This window comes from Lentzea waywayandensis, assembly GCF_900115955.1.
Classification (GTDB): Bacteria; Actinomycetota; Actinomycetes; order Mycobacteriales; family Pseudonocardiaceae; genus Lentzea; species Lentzea waywayandensis.
Genome location: NZ_FOYL01000011.1, coordinates 277,445 through 293,788, shown reverse-complemented (window position 1 = coordinate 293,788; position 16,344 = coordinate 277,445). Strand labels below are relative to the sequence as shown.

Annotated in this window: 10 protein-coding genes; 5 read left to right on the top strand and 5 right to left on the bottom strand. The window is 69.2% G+C overall.

Annotated elements, in window-relative coordinates; translation table 11 throughout:
- Positions 1 to 10: 10 nt before the first annotated feature.
- Genes BM417_RS34875 through BM417_RS48770 form a run of 3 tightly spaced genes read right to left on the bottom strand, consistent with a single transcriptional unit; the run spans position 11 to position 3,290 of the window.
- The gene (locus tag BM417_RS34875; protein WP_093603311.1) at positions 11 to 1,576 is read right to left on the bottom strand and encodes a CocE/NonD family hydrolase; all 1,566 of its coding nucleotides are present in this window, start codon (positions 1,574 to 1,576) and stop codon (positions 11 to 13) included.
- The gene (locus BM417_RS34870) at positions 1,573 to 2,973 is read right to left on the bottom strand and encodes an MFS transporter (RefSeq protein ID WP_093603309.1); all 1,401 of its coding nucleotides are present in this window, start codon (positions 2,971 to 2,973) and stop codon (positions 1,573 to 1,575) included. Before BM417_RS34870 ends, BM417_RS34875 begins: the two co-directional genes overlap by 4 nt.
- On the bottom strand, positions 2,970 to 3,290 hold the full coding sequence (locus BM417_RS48770; protein WP_218164655.1) for a hypothetical protein: 321 nt from the start codon (positions 3,288 to 3,290) through the stop codon (positions 2,970 to 2,972). Before BM417_RS48770 ends, BM417_RS34870 begins: the two co-directional genes overlap by 4 nt.
- A gap of 654 nt (positions 3,291 to 3,944) precedes the next feature.
- On the opposite strand from BM417_RS48770, the gene BM417_RS34860 reads away from it, so the two are divergent.
- A complete protein-coding gene (locus BM417_RS34860; RefSeq protein WP_177320758.1) occupies positions 3,945 to 5,966 on the top strand; it encodes an ATP-binding protein in 2,022 nt (673 codons plus the stop codon).
- A 100-nt stretch (positions 5,967 to 6,066) separates the two neighbouring features.
- Here the strand turns inward: BM417_RS34860 and BM417_RS34855 are convergent, their stop codons facing one another.
- Both BM417_RS34855 and BM417_RS34850 read right to left on the bottom strand, forming a co-directional pair.
- Positions 6,067 to 7,161 carry a hypothetical protein gene (locus BM417_RS34855; protein ID WP_093603305.1) on the bottom strand — a complete coding sequence of 365 codons (1,095 nt, stop codon included), beginning with the start codon at positions 7,159 to 7,161 and terminating at the stop codon, positions 6,067 to 6,069.
- Entirely contained in the window at positions 7,161 to 8,393 is a 1,233-nt protein-coding gene (locus BM417_RS34850; protein ID WP_177320757.1) for a nucleotide sugar dehydrogenase, read from the bottom strand. Before BM417_RS34850 ends, BM417_RS34855 begins: the two co-directional genes overlap by 1 nt.
- A 259-nt stretch (positions 8,394 to 8,652) precedes the next feature.
- Here BM417_RS34850 and BM417_RS34845 point away from each other — a divergent pair, with 259 nt between their 5' ends.
- From BM417_RS34845 to BM417_RS34830, 4 genes are all read left to right on the top strand, one after another.
- Positions 8,653 to 11,595 (top strand): AfsR/SARP family transcriptional regulator, encoded by a 2,943-nt coding sequence (locus BM417_RS34845; RefSeq protein ID WP_177320756.1) that lies wholly within the window; start codon positions 8,653 to 8,655, stop codon positions 11,593 to 11,595.
- 799 nt (positions 11,596 to 12,394) lie between these two features.
- Entirely contained in the window at positions 12,395 to 12,631 is a 237-nt protein-coding gene (locus BM417_RS34840; protein WP_177320755.1) for a hypothetical protein, read from the top strand.
- 121 nt (positions 12,632 to 12,752) lie between these two features.
- On the top strand, positions 12,753 to 15,908 hold the full coding sequence (locus BM417_RS34835; protein ID WP_093603299.1) for an efflux RND transporter permease subunit: 3,156 nt from the start codon (positions 12,753 to 12,755) through the stop codon (positions 15,906 to 15,908).
- A complete protein-coding gene (locus BM417_RS34830; RefSeq protein WP_093603297.1) occupies positions 15,901 to 16,341 on the top strand; it encodes a hypothetical protein in 441 nt (146 codons plus the stop codon). Before BM417_RS34835 ends, BM417_RS34830 begins: the two co-directional genes overlap by 8 nt.
- The last annotated feature ends 3 nt before the right edge of the window (positions 16,342 to 16,344 follow it).

The following is a 16,344-nucleotide window of genomic DNA, read 5'->3' as shown; positions in this document are numbered from 1 at the left end:
AACGCTCCTCTTACTCGACGGGCAGGCTGAGAGCCGATCCCGTGCAGTCGACCGTGTAGTGGCTCGGCTCGGGATTGCGGGCGAAACGCGGGTAGGCCGCGCCGGAGATCTGCAGGCGTACGCGGTGACCAACGCGGAACCGGTGCGCGCACGAGCCGAGGGACAGCTCGACGCGCCCAGAGGCGGGGTCGAAACGGCTGAACGCCTCGGTGACGTTCCAGGACCGGCCGCGGGCGTCGACCTCGCAGAGCCGAACGAAGAGATCCGGCGTCTCGCCGGTGACCTTGAGCTGAAGGTCGGCCCGAGGTGCGCCGACGACGTCGAGCGGCTGGTCGAGCGCTACGGAGGTGAAGGTGATGACGTCCGCGCGGCGTTCGATCGAGCGGTTGTCCTGCCGTCCCGCCTTGGCCGACATGTGCCGCCCACCGACTGAGGGCGTCGGGTCAGCCGGGTCGTAGCCGAACTCGACGGTGCCGGAACCGGGTTCCGTGCCGAGCAGCCTGCTCGCGTCGAGCGTCAGCGTGAGCTCGGTCGTCGACGGCGGCCAGGTCGGTAGCGCGCGCCATTGATCGGCGCCGGTCAGGTAGACGCGCACCGGTGCCTGGCGAGTGCGGCCGCGGCCGGCCACGTGCTCGTCGAACCAGGCCAGCGCCTCGGTGTCGGCCACCCTGGCGGCCTTGACTGTGGTGTCCATGTGGGTCCACGGGCCGATGGTCATCCCGACGTCGACCTGGCGGCTTCCGAGAGCGCGGAACTGTTCGAGCGTCTGGTCGACGAAGACGTCGTGCCAGCCGCCGATCAGCAGCGTCGGCACAGTGGTGATGCCCAGCGCCGACGTGGCGTTGTACGGCTGCCAGAACGGGTCGCTGAGGCTCGGGTGAGCGAGCCAGTCGTCGAACCACGTCGGATCCCCGAGCGCTGCACCGGCAGCGAGTTCGGGCGTCTGCTCGCGCAACGCGGCCTTCACCCGCCGACCTGCCGTGACCATCGCGCCGATGCCGCCGCTGTTCAACGCCTTGACGTTGGCGCTCCAGCCGAGGAAGTCGGCGAGTGCGAGCGAGCCCGTGCCGCGGATGGCGCGGGCGAAGTCGTGCGGCCCGACGAGGACCACCGCTGCACGCAGTTCCGGCGGGGGATCCTGCATCAGCGCCCACTGCGTCCAGCCGAGGTAGGAACCGCCCAGCGTGGCCAGCCGTCCGCTGAACCACGACTGCTCACGCAACCACGCGACGGTGTCCTGCGAGTCGGAGATCTCCTGCGCGATCGGGCGGAACGTCCCGGTCGAACCTCCGGTTCCGCGCACGCTCTGGATCACGACCTGGTAGCCGTGGTCGGCGAACGCCCGTCCGTGGAACAGACTCTCCGGCAGCCCACGGCCATAAGGAGAACGGATGAGAACCGTGCCGCGAGCGTCGCCGACCGGCCGGTAGAGATCGGTGACCAGCTGGGCGCCATCGGCGGTGGGCACGAAGACCCCACGCTCCACTGTGTACGGCACGGCTTCTGGCGGCAGGCCGATCGCCCTGCGGTGGACGGCACTGACGGCACGCGTGAAGAGGCCTGGAGACTTCGTCATGACCCGCTCCTCACAAGGACTGGTTCGCTGACGTCCGAACGCCGGGGGTACAGCACGGCGGCGATCACCGCGGCGAGCGCGAGCGCGGCGGCCGCACCCCAGAACGCCGCGTGGTAGCCGGCCATCTCGCCACCCGACCGCGAGACCGACAGCGACAGGCTGGTGAGCACGGCGATCCCGATGGAGCCGCCGATCTGCTGGGTGGTGTTGACCGTCGCGGACGCGATCCCGGCCTGCTCCGGCGGCACCCCTTCCGCACCCGAGCTCATGGCCGACCCGAACACCGCGCCGAGCCCGAGCCCGGCCATGATCAGTCCAGGAAGGACGGTCGCGGCGTAGTCGCTGCCGATCCCGGTCAGGTAGAGGAACCCGGCCGCGGCGAGCGCCGACCCCGCCGCGACGGGAATCCGGATGCCGAACCGCGGCACCAGAACCGCACCGGAGGCGGCGGACCCGACAGCGACCGAGACCGCCATCGGCAGGAACGCGACACCGGCGAGCACCGGCGAGAACCCCAGCGTCCGCTGCAGGTAGTAGGCCAGGAACAGGTAGACCGAGAACATCCCGACCGCCGCGAGCAACATGACCAGATAGGACGTCCCGCGCACCCGTGACCGCAGGATCGTGAGCGGCAGCAACGGTGTCCGCGTTCGTGCCTGGACGAACACGAACACCGCCAGCAGCGCGACCCCCGCCGCGAGCGAGCCGATCGTCGTCGCGTTGGCCCAGCCCAGCACCTCGGAGCGACCGAACCCGAGCACGAGCGCGAACAGCCCGGCGACGACCAGAACCGTGCCCAGCCAGTCGGTTCGTTGTGAGGTGGCCCGTGTGGTCGTGGCAGGCAGGCACACCAGCGCGCCCGCGATGACGACGAACGCGATCACGACGTTGACGAACAGGCACCACCGCCACGACACCAGGTCGGTGAGAACACCGCCGAGCAACAGCCCGATCGCGCCACCGCCACCCGCGACCGCCCCGTAGACCCCGAAGGCGCGACCTTGGTGCTTCGTGCCCCGGAACGTCGTAGACAGCAACGACAACGCGGCCGGCGCCAGCAACGCGCCGAACACACCCTGCGCCGCGCGAGCCGCGACCAGCGTCGTCAGACCGTCCGCCCACCCGCCGGCCGCCGAGGCGATCGCGAACCCGGCGAGACCGATGACGAACCCGGTCCTCGCGCCCAGACGGTCGTTGAGCCGCCCGCCGACGAGCAGAAGGCTGCCGAACGCGAGGGAGTAGGAGATCACCACCCACTGCCGGTCCCCGTCGCCGAACCCCAGTTCAGCCTGCGCGGCGGGCAGCGCGATGTTCACGATGGTCGCGTCCAGCACCACCGTGAGCTGTGCGAGCGCGACGACCGTCAGCACCCACCAGCGCCGTCGATCCGGTGTCATTCCCACCTCCGTAGCGGAATAGCTATTCCGCTACGGTAGCACCGGGAGGAGGTCGGCGGGCGGACTCGAACGTGTGACGTCGCCCGGTGGCACCTGGGCTGGCTGGTGTGGCGGTTGACCGCGTCCAGCAGCCGGTCGACGTTCTCGGCGCTGTGCGAGAAGGCGGTGACGAACCGGACGATCCCCGGCTCCCAGCGGTCGTGGTGGAAGGCGTACCCCTTCGGCCGGCCAGCCGTCGTGACCTCCTGCGGCAATCGGCAGAACAGGATGTTGGCCTGGGGCGTGGCGAGCAGGCCGCCGCACGGCAGTGCCTTCATGCCGTCACCCAGCCTGGTGACCTTGGCGTTCGCTTGGCGGGCGTTGTGCAGCCACGGGTCGTCGGTGAGGTACGCGTCGAGCTGGGCTGTCTGTCGCGTCGGCGGTCATCGCGCCGTTCTTGTGCGGCTGGCTGATGCTGACGACGGACGGCTGCACGCTGTGCACGTCGCCTGCCGTGCGGCGCGCCTTCGTGTGCAGCGGCTCGGGTCGATCTTGCTGCCAGGTCCGGGAACGCCGACGAGCTTGGCACCGTTGGTGAAGAACTCCGGTGCGCCGCACTCGTCGTGGTTGACGTGGCTGTCGGGGTGCGAGAGCACGCTGCCCATGGCGCCACGACCACACCGAGCGCGACACCACACTCCACCACGACCCGATCAGCCGACCGGAGACCCAGGCTGTAGATCCAGTGCTTGGCGGCTTGACCAACGAGTACGAAGTCGCGTCAGATTTGTCCGCAGGTCAGTCCCGTTGGGCCATGTTTTGGAACCCCCCAGGCATCCGCGCGGTGAGGGGGCCGTTCTATCGGCATTTCTCAGCTGGGGCGGTAGCTTCAGTGGTGGCGAAAACAAAGACACCGCCCGTGTGACGGCTGATAGAGGGGCCTCCAACCCGTAGCGTGAATGGGCGGGGAGGCGAATGCGGTGCAAAATGTGATGCGGGGTAGGGCGGGGCAAGTGGTGCAGGCGGCCGAGATCGGCGTCGTGCACCTGCACGGGGAACGGCCCGTGCAGGTGCCGTTCCAGCTGCCACCCGAGCCACGCTGCTTCGTCAGCCGCGAGGACGAGTTGGCGGCGCTGGACGGCTGGCCGCTGCTGGTCGTCAGCGGCCCTGGTGGTGTGGGCAAGACCTCGCTGGCTTTGCGGTGGTTGCACGATCGGCGGGCCGAGTTCCCGGACGGACAGCTCTACGTCGATCTGGGCGCGCACGCGCCCGCTGGGCCGGTGCCACCCGAGATCGTGCTGGAGTGGTTTCTGCACGCGCTGGGTGTGTCGGAGGTTCCGGAGCCGCTGGCCGTGCGGCAGGCGATGTTCCGCTCCATCACCGCGGGACGGGCTTTCGCGATGTTGCTCGACAACGCGGCCTCCGCCGCGCAGGTCCGGCCGCTGTTGCCGGCGGCGGGCACGGTCGTGGTGACGAGCCGGTGGCGGTTGAGCCCGCTGGGGGTCGAGGGCGCGCGGTTCGTCGAGGTGGAGCCGCTGGGGTTGAGGGACTCCGTGCGCTTGCTCGACATGATCATCAAGGATGACCGGACGTCCACCGAACCCGACGCGGCGGGCGAGCTCGCGCGGTTGTGCGGCGGGTTGCCGGTGGCGTTGTCGGTGGTCGGTGCGCGGCTGTCGGCGCGACCGCGCCGCTCGCTGGGGCGGGAGCTGAGCGAGCTGCGCGACGACCAGTTGCCGGAACTGGACGAGCAGGCGTCGGTCAGGTCGGTGCTCGACCTGTCCTATGTGGATCTGCCCGCCCGGCAGGCGCGGTTGTACAGGTTGTGCGCCTGGTGTCCCGGGCCGTGGTTCGGGGCCGAGGTGGCGGCGGCCGCAGTGGGCGAACCGGTCAGCCAGGTCGAGGACGACCTGGAGGAGCTCGTGGAGAAGAACCTGCTCAGCGAGGTTGCCGACGGCCGCTACGGCTACCACGACATGCTACGGACCCACGCTCGGAGCAAGCACGATCCCGCACGTGAGGCTGGGGTGAGACGGGTCCTGGAGTGGTACCTGGCGAAGGCGATCTCCGCTGACGTCGCGTTGATGCCGGTCGGGCAGCGCCTCGGACCCGGCTACCGCTCGGCCGTGGCGATGCAGGCCGGTCCCCTGGAGTGGCTCGAACAGGAACGAGCCAACCTGGTCGCGGCCCTGCACTGCGCGCATTCGTCGGGCCGGCCCGAGCTGGTCTGGCAGTTGTGCGAACCGATGTGGGCGCTGTTCCTGAACTGCCACTACTACACGGACTGGGTGGAGACACATCGCCTGGCGATCCAGGCGGCGAGGTCCTGCGGCCAGTCGCTGGCCGCGGCCCGGCTCGGCAACCGGCTCACGATGGCGTACGTCAACCTGCGGAGGTACGACGACGCCGTCGCCGAACTGGACGCGGTGCTGGCGGCCGGGCTCGACGACCCGGTGAGCGAGACGACCGCGCTGTCCATGCTCGGCCGGGTGCACCTCGGGCGCGGCGAACCGGAGGCGGCCCTGGACTGCTACCGGCGCGTGCTCGCCGTTCGCACGGCTCGTGGCCGCGCTCGAGGCATCGGCATGGCCCGCCGCCGCATCGGGGAGGCGCTGATCGAGCTCGGCCGGACGGACGAGGCACTCACGGAGCTGGAGCTGGCCGAGCAACTGCTCGACGATCCCGGTGAGCGGGCGCGGGTCCGGACCTTCCTCGCCCGCGCCTGTGCCGCTGCCGGCCAGGTCGACCGCGCGCGGTCGTTGCTCAGCTTGGCGAGCGATGACCTGCGCACGTCACCCCTCCACCGAGCGGACGTGTTCGTCGCGCTCGCCGGACTCGCAGCCGATCCCGAGGAGGCGCGGGATCACTACCGGTCCGCGCTGGCGTGTTACCGCGATCCAGCGGATCCCGCGGCCGTGCGCGTCCGGGCGCTGCTCGACCGGCACGAGCACGAGTCCACAGCCGACGTGATCCCTGGACAGGCGACCGGCGAGCAGGAGCGCGGGTCTCACTGACCGCATCGGCGGGCACACCAGCACGTCCGCCAGGTTCCGCCACCTGACCGCGGCTCCCAGGTGGACGACGAGCAACTCGCCGACCCGTGCGACACCGTCGTCATACATGGTGGACCGGCACAGGTTCGGCGTGGCACGCCCGAGCGGGTTCGCTCAGCCCGAGCACCCCGTACATCGCCCGGCGCAGGATCGCCGCCGACTCGCCAGGCCGGGAGCTGATCTCCAGCGGCACCCGTTCCGCCTGCGGCACGACGGGCAGGTCGGGGTCGAGCAGCGGCGCACCCCTGCTCAGCACGTCCGCGTAGCTGCCCGGCCGCACCGGGGGAGTGCTCGCCAGCGCGACCGGCACCCCGACGGCCGCCGCGTACTGCGTCACGGAACCGTGGTCGCCGACGACGACATCGCTCGCGACCACCACGGCCCGCCAGCCTTCCTCCGGTGGAACCACGACGAGCCCGGCGCAGTCGGCCAGCCACGCGCGGACCTGCCACGCGCCGTGCACCTGCCAGATGTTCGGGTGCAGCACCGCCGCCACCCGGTGCTCGGCCAGCAGCTTCCGGTACAGCTCCGGTCTGCTCCCGAACGTCGACGACGGTGACCACGTCGAGCTGACCGTCACGAGCGTCTCGTCCTCGCCGATGCCCGCCGCCGCCCGGTAGCGGTCGCGGAACGGCAGGGATGCCCGCATCCGGTCCAGGCACAGGTCTCCCGCCACCACCGCGTGCGGCACGGCCTCGGGGCAGGCGTCGGCCAGCAGCGCGAGCTCGTCGTCATGCGCCAGGACGATCACTGCCGGAACGACCTGGCCAGCGCGGGTCAGAGACGCGCGGTCGAGGCCGTGTCCGTTGAGCCGGCGGGATTTCGCGGCGCCAGCGCCGTGCGGGAGGACGAGCACCGGGCCGTGCACGCGGTCCACCTCCTGGCGGCTGGCGGCGAGCACCAGGTCGAACCGGTGCCGCACGGTGTGTGCCCACGGGATCAGCAGCGAGCCCTGGGCGAGCACGAACTCCTCGGTGCCAGGGGGCGCCTCGGGCGGCACAGCGCACACGACCTGCAGCCGGTGGTCGGCTTCCAGCAGCGTCAACACGTCCATCAGCCGGGTGCCCGCGACGACGTGCGGTACCAGCACGAGCACCTGGTGACAGCCCGGCACGGTCACCCGGCGCGCGGCGCCCTGCCCGAACGGTTCCCACATCACGCCACCTGGACCGGATCGCCGGAGGAGCAGTCGAAGACCGGCACGTCGTCGCGCCGCACCGGTGCGTGCGCCGCGTGCCTCGTCATGATGAGCACGAGGTCGGCAGGTGCCGTGACGGGCTGGGAGGTGAGCGCGATCCCGTTGTCCAGCAGGAGGTTCGGCACGTACGGGTCGTGGTAGGCCACCTCCGCCTCGTCCGCGAGCTCGTTGAGCACTCGCACCGCGGCGGACTGGCGGATGTTCGCCGTGTCGGGCTTGTAGGTCACGCCCACCACGAGCACGCGGCAGCGCCGCAACGGTGGCAGGCCGCGGACGGCGAGAGCCTCGCGCACCCGGTGGACAGTGTGCACGGGCATCGCGTTGTTCACCGCGATGGCCGCGTCGACCACGGGCGAGTGCAGTCCGTGCCGCCGGGCGCTGGCCGTGAAGAGCCCGGCCGACACCGGAATGCAGTCGCCGCCCGCACCGGGACCGGGCCGGTGCGCCAGGAACCCGTACGGCTTGCTGCCCGCGGCCTCCAGCACCTCGGCGACGTCGACCCGGTGCGCCCGGCACAACGCCGCCAGTTCGCAGGCGAGCGAGATGTTCACCATCCGGAAGGTGTTCTCGAAGATCTTCACGAGTTCGGCGGCGCGCGGTGAGCTGACGGGCACGACCCGGTCGGCGACTCTGCCGACGAACCGGACCGCGAGTTCGGTGCAGCGTGGCGTGCACCCTGCGACGACACGCGGCACGGTGTCCACCGACACGTTCCCGGGATCGGTGCGCACCGGCGAGTGCGCGAGGTGGAAGTCGAGGCCCGGGCACAGCCCGGACGTGGCGGCGATGCGCGGCAGCACCACCTCCTCGACCGTGCCGGGCGTGCACGTGCTCTGCACGATCACCAGTGCCCCCGGCCGCATCGCCCGCGCCACCTCGTCGGCGGCCTGGGTCAGCAGCGAGACGTCGAGCCGGCCGTGGCGGTCCGCCGGGGTGGGCACGCACAGGACGTAGACGGCCGCGCGCGGAACGCCGTCCGCGTTGTGCCGCACCTGAAGGCGGCCGCTCGCGAGCGCGGTCCGCAGGTCCTGCTCGGAGACCGTGCCGAGCCCGCAACCCTGGCGTTGCCCGGCGATCTCACGGACTCGTTCGGGGCTCGCGTCGATCCCGAGCACCGTCATTCCCGCACGGGCGGCGGCGACGGCGGTGGGAAGCCCGGTGAATCCGAGCCCGATGACAACAGCGTCCACAACGTACCTCCTGATCGGGGTTTGTGGACACCAAGGTGCTGGACGGTTCTGCTCGAATCGCTTTCCGCGTTCCGCGAGAACGCTGAACGCGCAGGTCCGGGAGCCTGGCGCGGCAATGGCGGAAGGCGTTTTCCAGGCCCCGTGGACTCCTTTGGTTTCATTGCGCTTTCCGGCTTCGAAGTGGCAACAACGCTGGTGAGCGCGGTCTGCGCGAGGCACACTGTTCGGCGGGAGATACACCTGGCGAGGGGTGGCGCGGGTGGAGATCACATTCGGGATTCTGGGACGCACGCGGCTGCGAACGGCCGCAGGCTTCGGCGCGGACTGGGGAAAGCCGAAAGAGCGTGCCGTGCTCGCGGTGCTGTTGTTGCACGCGAACAAGCCGCTGTCCGTGCGCACCATCGCGGAATGGGTGTGGGGTGACGAGCAGCCGGCCAATCCGTACGGAACGCTGCAGACCAACATCACGCGGATCCGCTCCGTGCTGCAGATGCACGGCCTGCCGGGTGTCATTTCCAACGAGGAACGCGCCTACAAACTGGACGTCGACCGCTCGTTGATCGACGTTTTCGCGTTCGACGAGCTGGTGCGGAAAGCGAAGTCCGCGGCGCACCAGCCGTCGCCGAACCACGAGGAAGCCTGCGCGTGGTCCGAGCAGGCGCTCGCGTTGGCAGGCGACGAGCCGCTCGCCGAACTCGACAGCGATCTGGCCCGCGACCGTCGCAGGGTGTTCGTGCGCGACCAGTACCTGATGGCCGTCAACGGACTGCTGTACAGCTTGGGAAAGCTGGAGCGCTACGAACAGATGTTGGTCCACCTCAACGAGATCCAGCCCGCGCACGATCTCGACGTGATGCTCGCGCGCCACCGGCTGCTCGCGTTGTACGGAATGCACAAGCGGGTCGAGGCGGTGCGGTACTACCTCGACGTCCGGAGACGGATCCAGCGCGAGATCGGGGACGGCTCCGAAGAGGAACTCCACCGCTTCCACGAGGAGCTGCGTTCCTCGCGAGTGACACACCGCACGCCGGTACCCGCCGGCCCTCGCCCCCAGTACCTGCCACACGACGCCGACGCGTTCGTCGGGCATCAGAACCTGTTGGCGGAGCTGAACAATCTGTCCCCCCAGCATCCGCAGCCGAGGCTCCTCGCGCTGGACGGACCGCCGGGCGTCGGCAAGACGACGCTCGCGGTGCACTGGGCGTGGTCGGTGCGCTCGCGATTCCCCGACGGCTACTGGTTCGCCGCGTTGGACGGTGTCGCGGACGGTCCGCGCGTCGAGGCGGCTCAGGTGGTGAAGGATCTGCTGGCCGAGTTCGGCATCGCGGCCGACTCGATCCCGTCGCTCGAAGCACGCTCGGCCAGGCTCCGCGAGCTCCTCGGCAACCGGAGGATGCTGGTGCTGCTGGACAACGTTGCGGACGCCGAGCACATCCGGTCCCTGTTGCCCGCCCTCTCGAACTGCACGGTCCTGATCACCAGCCGGTCACGTCTCAGTGAGCTCGCGGTGCGTCATCGGGCCCGGTGCCTGACCGTGGATCCGTTGGAACACAACGACATCGTCACGTGGCTGGAGCACCGGTTGGGGGATCGCGCCCGGCCGGCACCGGTGGCGCGACTGGCGGAGTTGGCGGCCGGCATGCCGCTCGCGATGCAGCTGATCGGCGAGCAGGTCGCGGCGCAGCCCCGGCGTTCGCTCGAGGACTTCGTGCGGACGCTGACGCGCGACCGGGCGGTCCTGTCACTGGGAAACGGCTCCGCCGGTGGCATCCGCGCCGCGTTCGAACTCTCCTATCGCAGTCTGAGTACCGAGCAGGCGCACCTGTTCCGGCTGCTCGGCCTGCACCCGGTGCGCGAGGTCTCGCTCGACATCGCCGCCGCGCTTGCCGGAGCGGACCTGGAGACCGCCCGAGAGCTCATCGACTCGCTGGTGTGGACGAGGTTGGTCGAGTCGACGGACGATGATCGTTACCGGATGCATGATCTTGTGCGCGAGTTCGCGGCCGAGCGGGCGGAGAAGGACGAGGAACCGGCGGAGCGCGCCGCGGCCGTGGGCAGGATGCTCGCCTGGTACACGCGTGCCGTGCACAACGCAGACCGTCTGATGTTCGGCTTCCGCAGAGAAGTACCGGCGCTGCCGATGCCACCCGACGTGTGCGAGCGCGTGTTCGCACACGACGACGAAGTCGCGCGGTGGTGCCTGCAGGAGGAGGCCGCGCTCGTGGAAGTGATCCGGTCTGTCGCGGATCCGGAGCACGGATGGAGACTCGCCAACGGTGTGGGAGAACTCTTCTACCGCTACAGTCGCAATGACGCCCTGCTCGCCGTAATGCAGGTGGGCGTGGAGGCCGCACGGGAGTACGGGGATGTCGCCGTGCTGGTCGACACCTTGCAGAACCTCGGCTTCTGCTTCATGCGAGCGCGCCACGACTACGCGGCTGCGGATCGGTGTTTCCGGGAGGCGCGGGAGATCTTCGGCGACCGCGATGAACCCGAGACGCGCGCCGTGCTGATGCGCAACGAGGCCGAGTGCCTGCGCGGTCCGGAGAACATACCCACCAAGATCGCCCTGTACGAGCGGGCGCTCGCGCTCACCGCCAAAGACGACACCAGGGCCGGAATCCTGCACCGCCTCGGGGAGACCTGTCTGCGCGTCAACCGCTTCGACGAGGCCACGTCGTTCTTGTACCAGGCGTTGCACCTGCGGGAACGGCTGGGCGCCACCCGCGACCAGGGGGACACCCTGCTGGCGCTGGCCCGGCTGGCGTTCGACCGGGGCCAGCCGATGAACGCGTTGAGCCACTGCCACCTCGCGATCGCCCTGTTCCAGAAGGCGCGCAGACGCGCGGGTGAGGCCTCGGGGCTGACGCTGCTCAGCGCCATCGCCCGCGACAGCGGAGACCTGACCACGGCAAGGCATTACGCGTCCGGTGCGCTGGAGCTGGCGCACGACTGCGATCGCGAGGTCGAGGCGGTCGCGTTGGACCTGCTGGCGCAGATCGACTGGAAGACCGGCGAACTGGACGCCGCGGTGGAGCGGTGGCGGTCGGCCGTGGAGGCGTTCCACGATCTCGGTGACCGCCGGGCGGACGGCATCGAAGCCCAGCTGCACGAGATCGTCGGCTTCGCGGAGCAGTCGGTGCCGCGAGCGCGTCTTCAATCCGAGACTTCGGAGCGGTCGGGTGGCGAGGTTTCCCCCTAGTTTCACCGGTTTGGAATAGTGGAATCACGCGATCGGGTGTCACGTGGTTGAGCGACGCATGGACACACAAGGTAGAAGGATTCACTCGAACGTGTCGGCGTGTCGCTACCAATCATGGGTACTTGGTCTAGACCACTCACGGTGGCGCAGGGGATGATCGCTTGCAGTGGGGGCGCTTGAGCCTGTCTCCATGGAGCCTGAAAGAATCTGTGGAGCAAGACCAATCTCCCTCAGAGAGGCCAAAGTTGATCAAGCGGTCCTTGGTTGCAGGAGTGCTGATGTTGGGTCTGTTCGGAGCTGTCTCGCTCGCGAACCCAACCGGGCCGTCGGCCGCCTACGCGGCTTCCGAAACGCCCATGAGCTCGCACTCGATGCAGTTCGGCTAGATCTCCGTCTAGCCCGACAGACTGGAACGACCCGTTCGCGGCCCGAGGCCTACCTGCGCCACATCACCGAGGAGCAGCGGTGCACGGCCATCTGAACGAAGGCGTTTGAAACAGCAAATAGCGACGGGTGCTCAAGGATCCTTGAGCACCCGTCCGCTGACGTAGCAAGTCTGCCATATTCCACGTGTCCGAGGCCCGAGCTGAACAACGTGCGCCCACGTGCTCTACCTGCGGTTCTCGTGGAAGCTGGATGGCTGATGGTTCCGCGGTCCACGGTTCGAGTGCGTCAGACCGGGTTGTGACACGCGAGCCGCGGTTCGTGGGAGGACTTGAACCCCCGCGAGTGGCAAGTGCGCGCGGTTTTGTGTTTCGGCACCCGCAGAAATGACGCAGCCGTTAGATCGTTCGAAGTGGTGCTCCGAACCGACACGTCGGGGAACATCAACTTCCTCCACCTGATCGAGCGCGTTCGCGAGGTCGACCTGGCCGCGTTCGCCCACCAGGACGTGCCGTTCGAGAAGGTCGTCGAAGAGGTGAACCCGGTTCGCGTGCAGCATGGCCTGCCGTTGTCCGAGATCTTCTTCCGGCTCGGCTCCCAGCACCGGCCGACGAAGAACCTTGCCGTTGCCCACGGCCGTGCGGCCGGCTGAGGCCACGGTCCGGCGTCCACCGGTGTGAGAGGACTATGAGGCCACTATGAGCGGCCTGTGACCAGGCAAGTTCATCGTCACTCCATGCCCGCAAGGTCATCGGAGTGAGAGGTCCCCGGCCATGATGCGTTGGATCGTCGGGTCGAGCCAGAGGTACCGCCGTCTCGTCCTGGCGGTCGCGGTCGCCCTCATCGCGCTCGGCTTCGTGCAGCTGCGCAACAGCAACTTCGAGGCGCTGCCGGAGTTCGGGCCGGTGAGGGTGGACGTTCAGGTGGAGGCGCTGGGGCTCTCCGCCGAAGAGGTCGAGAACCTCATCACGAACCCCATCGAGAACGAGTTCTTCAACGGGATCCCGTGGCTCGCGAAGCTGGAGTCGCGCACCGTCCCCGGTCTCACGTCGATGGAGATGACGTTCGAGCCGGGGACGGATCCCATTCGCGCACGGCAGGTCGTGCAGGAGCGCCTGACCATGTCGACCGCGCTGCCGCAGGCTTCGTCCAAGCCGCCGCTGGTGGTGCAGCCGCTGTCGTCCACCGGGCGGCTGATGATGGTCGGGCTGTCGTCCAAGGACAAGTCGCTGATCGACATGTCGCTGCTGTCCCGGTGGACGGTCGTGCCGCGGCTGCTCAGCGTGCCCGGCGTGGCGAACGTCGCCGTCTGGGGCTTCCGCGACCGGCAGCTGCAGGTGCAGGTCGATCCGTCGCAGCTCGCGAAGAACGCCGTGACGCTGGACCAGGTGCTGCGCACCTCGGCCAACGCGTTGTGGGTGTCGCCGCTGACGTTCGTCGAGGCGTCCACGCCGGGTCTGGGCGGCTTCGTGGACACGAAGAACCAGCGCATCGAGATCCAGCACAACCAGCCGATCAAGACCGCCACCGAGCTCGGCAAGGTGACGATCCAGGGCGCCGAGGACCGCGGTCTGAAGCTCGCCGACGTCGCCACGATCACCGAGGATCACCAGATCCTCATCGGCGACGCGGTCGTCGAGGACCAGCCGAACCTGATGCTCGTCGTCGAGCGGTTCCCCGGCAGCAGCGTCTCCGAGGTCACCAAGAACGTCGAGGCCGCGCTGAACGAGCTGCGTCCCGGTCTGCCCGGCGTGCAGATGGACACGACGATCTACCGGCCCGCGTCGTTCATCGACCGGATGCAGGACAACCTGGTCACGACCGTGCTGATCGGCAGCCTCCTGCTGCTGCTCGTGCTCGGCGCGTTCCTGTTCCACTGGCGCAGCGCGCTGGTCAGCCTGGTCACCGTGGCGGCGTCGGTCGCGGCGACGGTGCTCGTGTTGTCCTGGTTCGGGATACCACTGAACATGATGACCCTGGCGGGCCTGGTGATAGCGCTTGCCGTGGTGATCGACGACGCTGTCGTGGGCGTGGAGAACGTGCGTCAACGTCTGAGGGAGCGCCCAGAGACGTCAACAGAGACGTCGACCGCCGACGTGATCGGCGCGGCGGTCATCGAGGTGCGCGGGCCGTTGTTCGTCGCGGCGGTCATCACCGTGGTGTCGGTCGTGCCGCTGCTCGTGCTCGACGGTGTCAGGGGAGCGTTCCTCACTCCGGTGGCGGTGGCGTTCCTGGTCGCGACGACGGTGTCGCTGCTCTGCGCGCTGATCGTGGCCCCCGTGCTGGCCACGATGCTGCTGGCGAAGGAGTCGTTGGCGCACAAGCCATCCCCGGTCGCCGGACGGCTGGAAGCCGGATACGCCAGGCTGTTGTCCACCTTCGTGCGATTTCGCGCGGCGGGGTTCGCGCTCGGCGTGGTGCTGCTGATCGCGGCCGCGGCGATGTTGCCGCTGCTCGTCTCGGCACCGCTGTCGCCGACGCTGCAGGAACGCGACGTGCTGATCAAGTGGGAGGCCGCGCCTGGCGCGTCGCGCCAGGAGATGAACCGGATCACGTCCGCGCTCACCACCGAGTTGCGGACGACGGGCGGCATACGGAACGCGGGCGCGCACACCGGGCGCGCGCTGGCGTCCGACCAGGTCGCCAACATCAACTCTGGTGAGGTCTGGGTCAGCATGCGACCCGAGGCCCACTACGAAAGCACCCTGAACGCGGTGCGCGAGGTGGTGAAGGGCTCCCCCGGCATCCGCAGCGACGTGCTGACCTACTCCGATCGCCAGGTCCGCGACGTCCTGAGCCGCGGCACGTCCGCCGACCTCGTCGTGCGCATCTACGGTCAGGACTACGGCGTGCTGAACGACAAGGCCAACGAGGTGCTCGGCATCATCGAGGGTGTCGAGGGCGTCGCCGACCCGCGGATCAACTCGACCGAGATCCAGCCGACCATGGAGATCGAGGTCTCCGTCGAGCGCGCGGCGAAGTACGGCCTCAAGCCCGGCGACGTTCGCAGGCAGTCCGCGACGCTGGTCGCGGCGACCATCGCCGGCAACCTGTTCGACGACCAGAAGATCTTCGAGGTCGTGGTGTGGGGCAAGCCGGAACTGCGCCAGAACCCCCACACCGTCAAGAACCTGCTGATCGACGCACCGACCGGCGGGCAGGACGGCGGCCCCACCCAGGTGAAGCTGAGTGACGTCGCGGACGTCCGGGTCTCGCCGAAGCCGGCGATGATCACGCACGACCAGGTGTCGCGCAGCATGGACGTTGTCGCCAATGTCCGCGGCCGGTCGCTGGACGACGTCACCGCCGCCGTGTCCGATCGCGTCAAGGGCGTGAGCTTCCCGCGCGAACACCACCTCGAGGTGCTCGGGGAGAGTCAAGCGAGGTCGGCGACGGACTTCCGCGTCTGGACCTACGTCGCGGGTGCGGCGATCCTGATCTACTTCCTGCTCCAGGCCGGCCTGCGCAGCTGGCGGTTGGCGGCACTCACGTTCCTGTTGCTGCCGGTGGCGCTGTCGGGCGGCGTGCTGACCGCGGTGCTCGGCAGGGCCTCGATGTCCGTGGCCGCGATGCTCGGCCTGTTCGCCGTGCTGGCCGTGGCCGTGCGCACAAGTCTGCTGCAGACGGCGTACCTGCAACGACTGGAGGCGACCAGTCGCGACCTTGTCGTACGAGGTATGCGCGAGCGGTTCACCCCGGCCGTGACGGGTCTGCTGGCGACCGGCCTCGTGCTCGTGCCGTTCGTGGTCTACGGCGCCGTGACCGGACTGGAGATCCTCGCACCGCTCGCACTGGTCGTGGTGGGTGGCCTGATCACCACCGCGCTGGTGAACCTGTTCATCCTGCCCGGTCTCTACCCCCTGTTCGCCGCGAAGGAGAAGGCAGATGCCCAGGAGAAGACAGTTGCCCAGGAGAAGACAGATGTCTAGCCGGCGATGGGCCGCGGCGGCCCTGATCGTCCTCGGCCTGGGAGCGGCGGGGTGCACCGCCGCCACCTCCTCCACGGAGACCCCGCAGGAGAAGCCGGCGAAGGTGGAAGCGATCCAGGGCAAGAACGTGAAGAGCGTGACGCTGACCGAGCAGGCGGTGAAACGCGTCGGCGTGGAGACCACCACGGTCGCCGCGGCCGCCACCGGGACGGTCGTGCCGTACCAGGCGGTGATCTACACACCGGACGGCAACACCTGGGTGTACGTCGTCTCAGGGCCGCGCCAGTACGCGCGCGAGCAGGTCACGATCGCGAATGTGGGCGGCGACGCGGGTACCGACGCGTTCCTGTCAGCCGGCCCCGCGGCGGGCACCACGATCGTCAAGACAGGCCTCATCGAGCTGTACGGAGCCGAACTCGGCGTCGGGAAGTAGCCA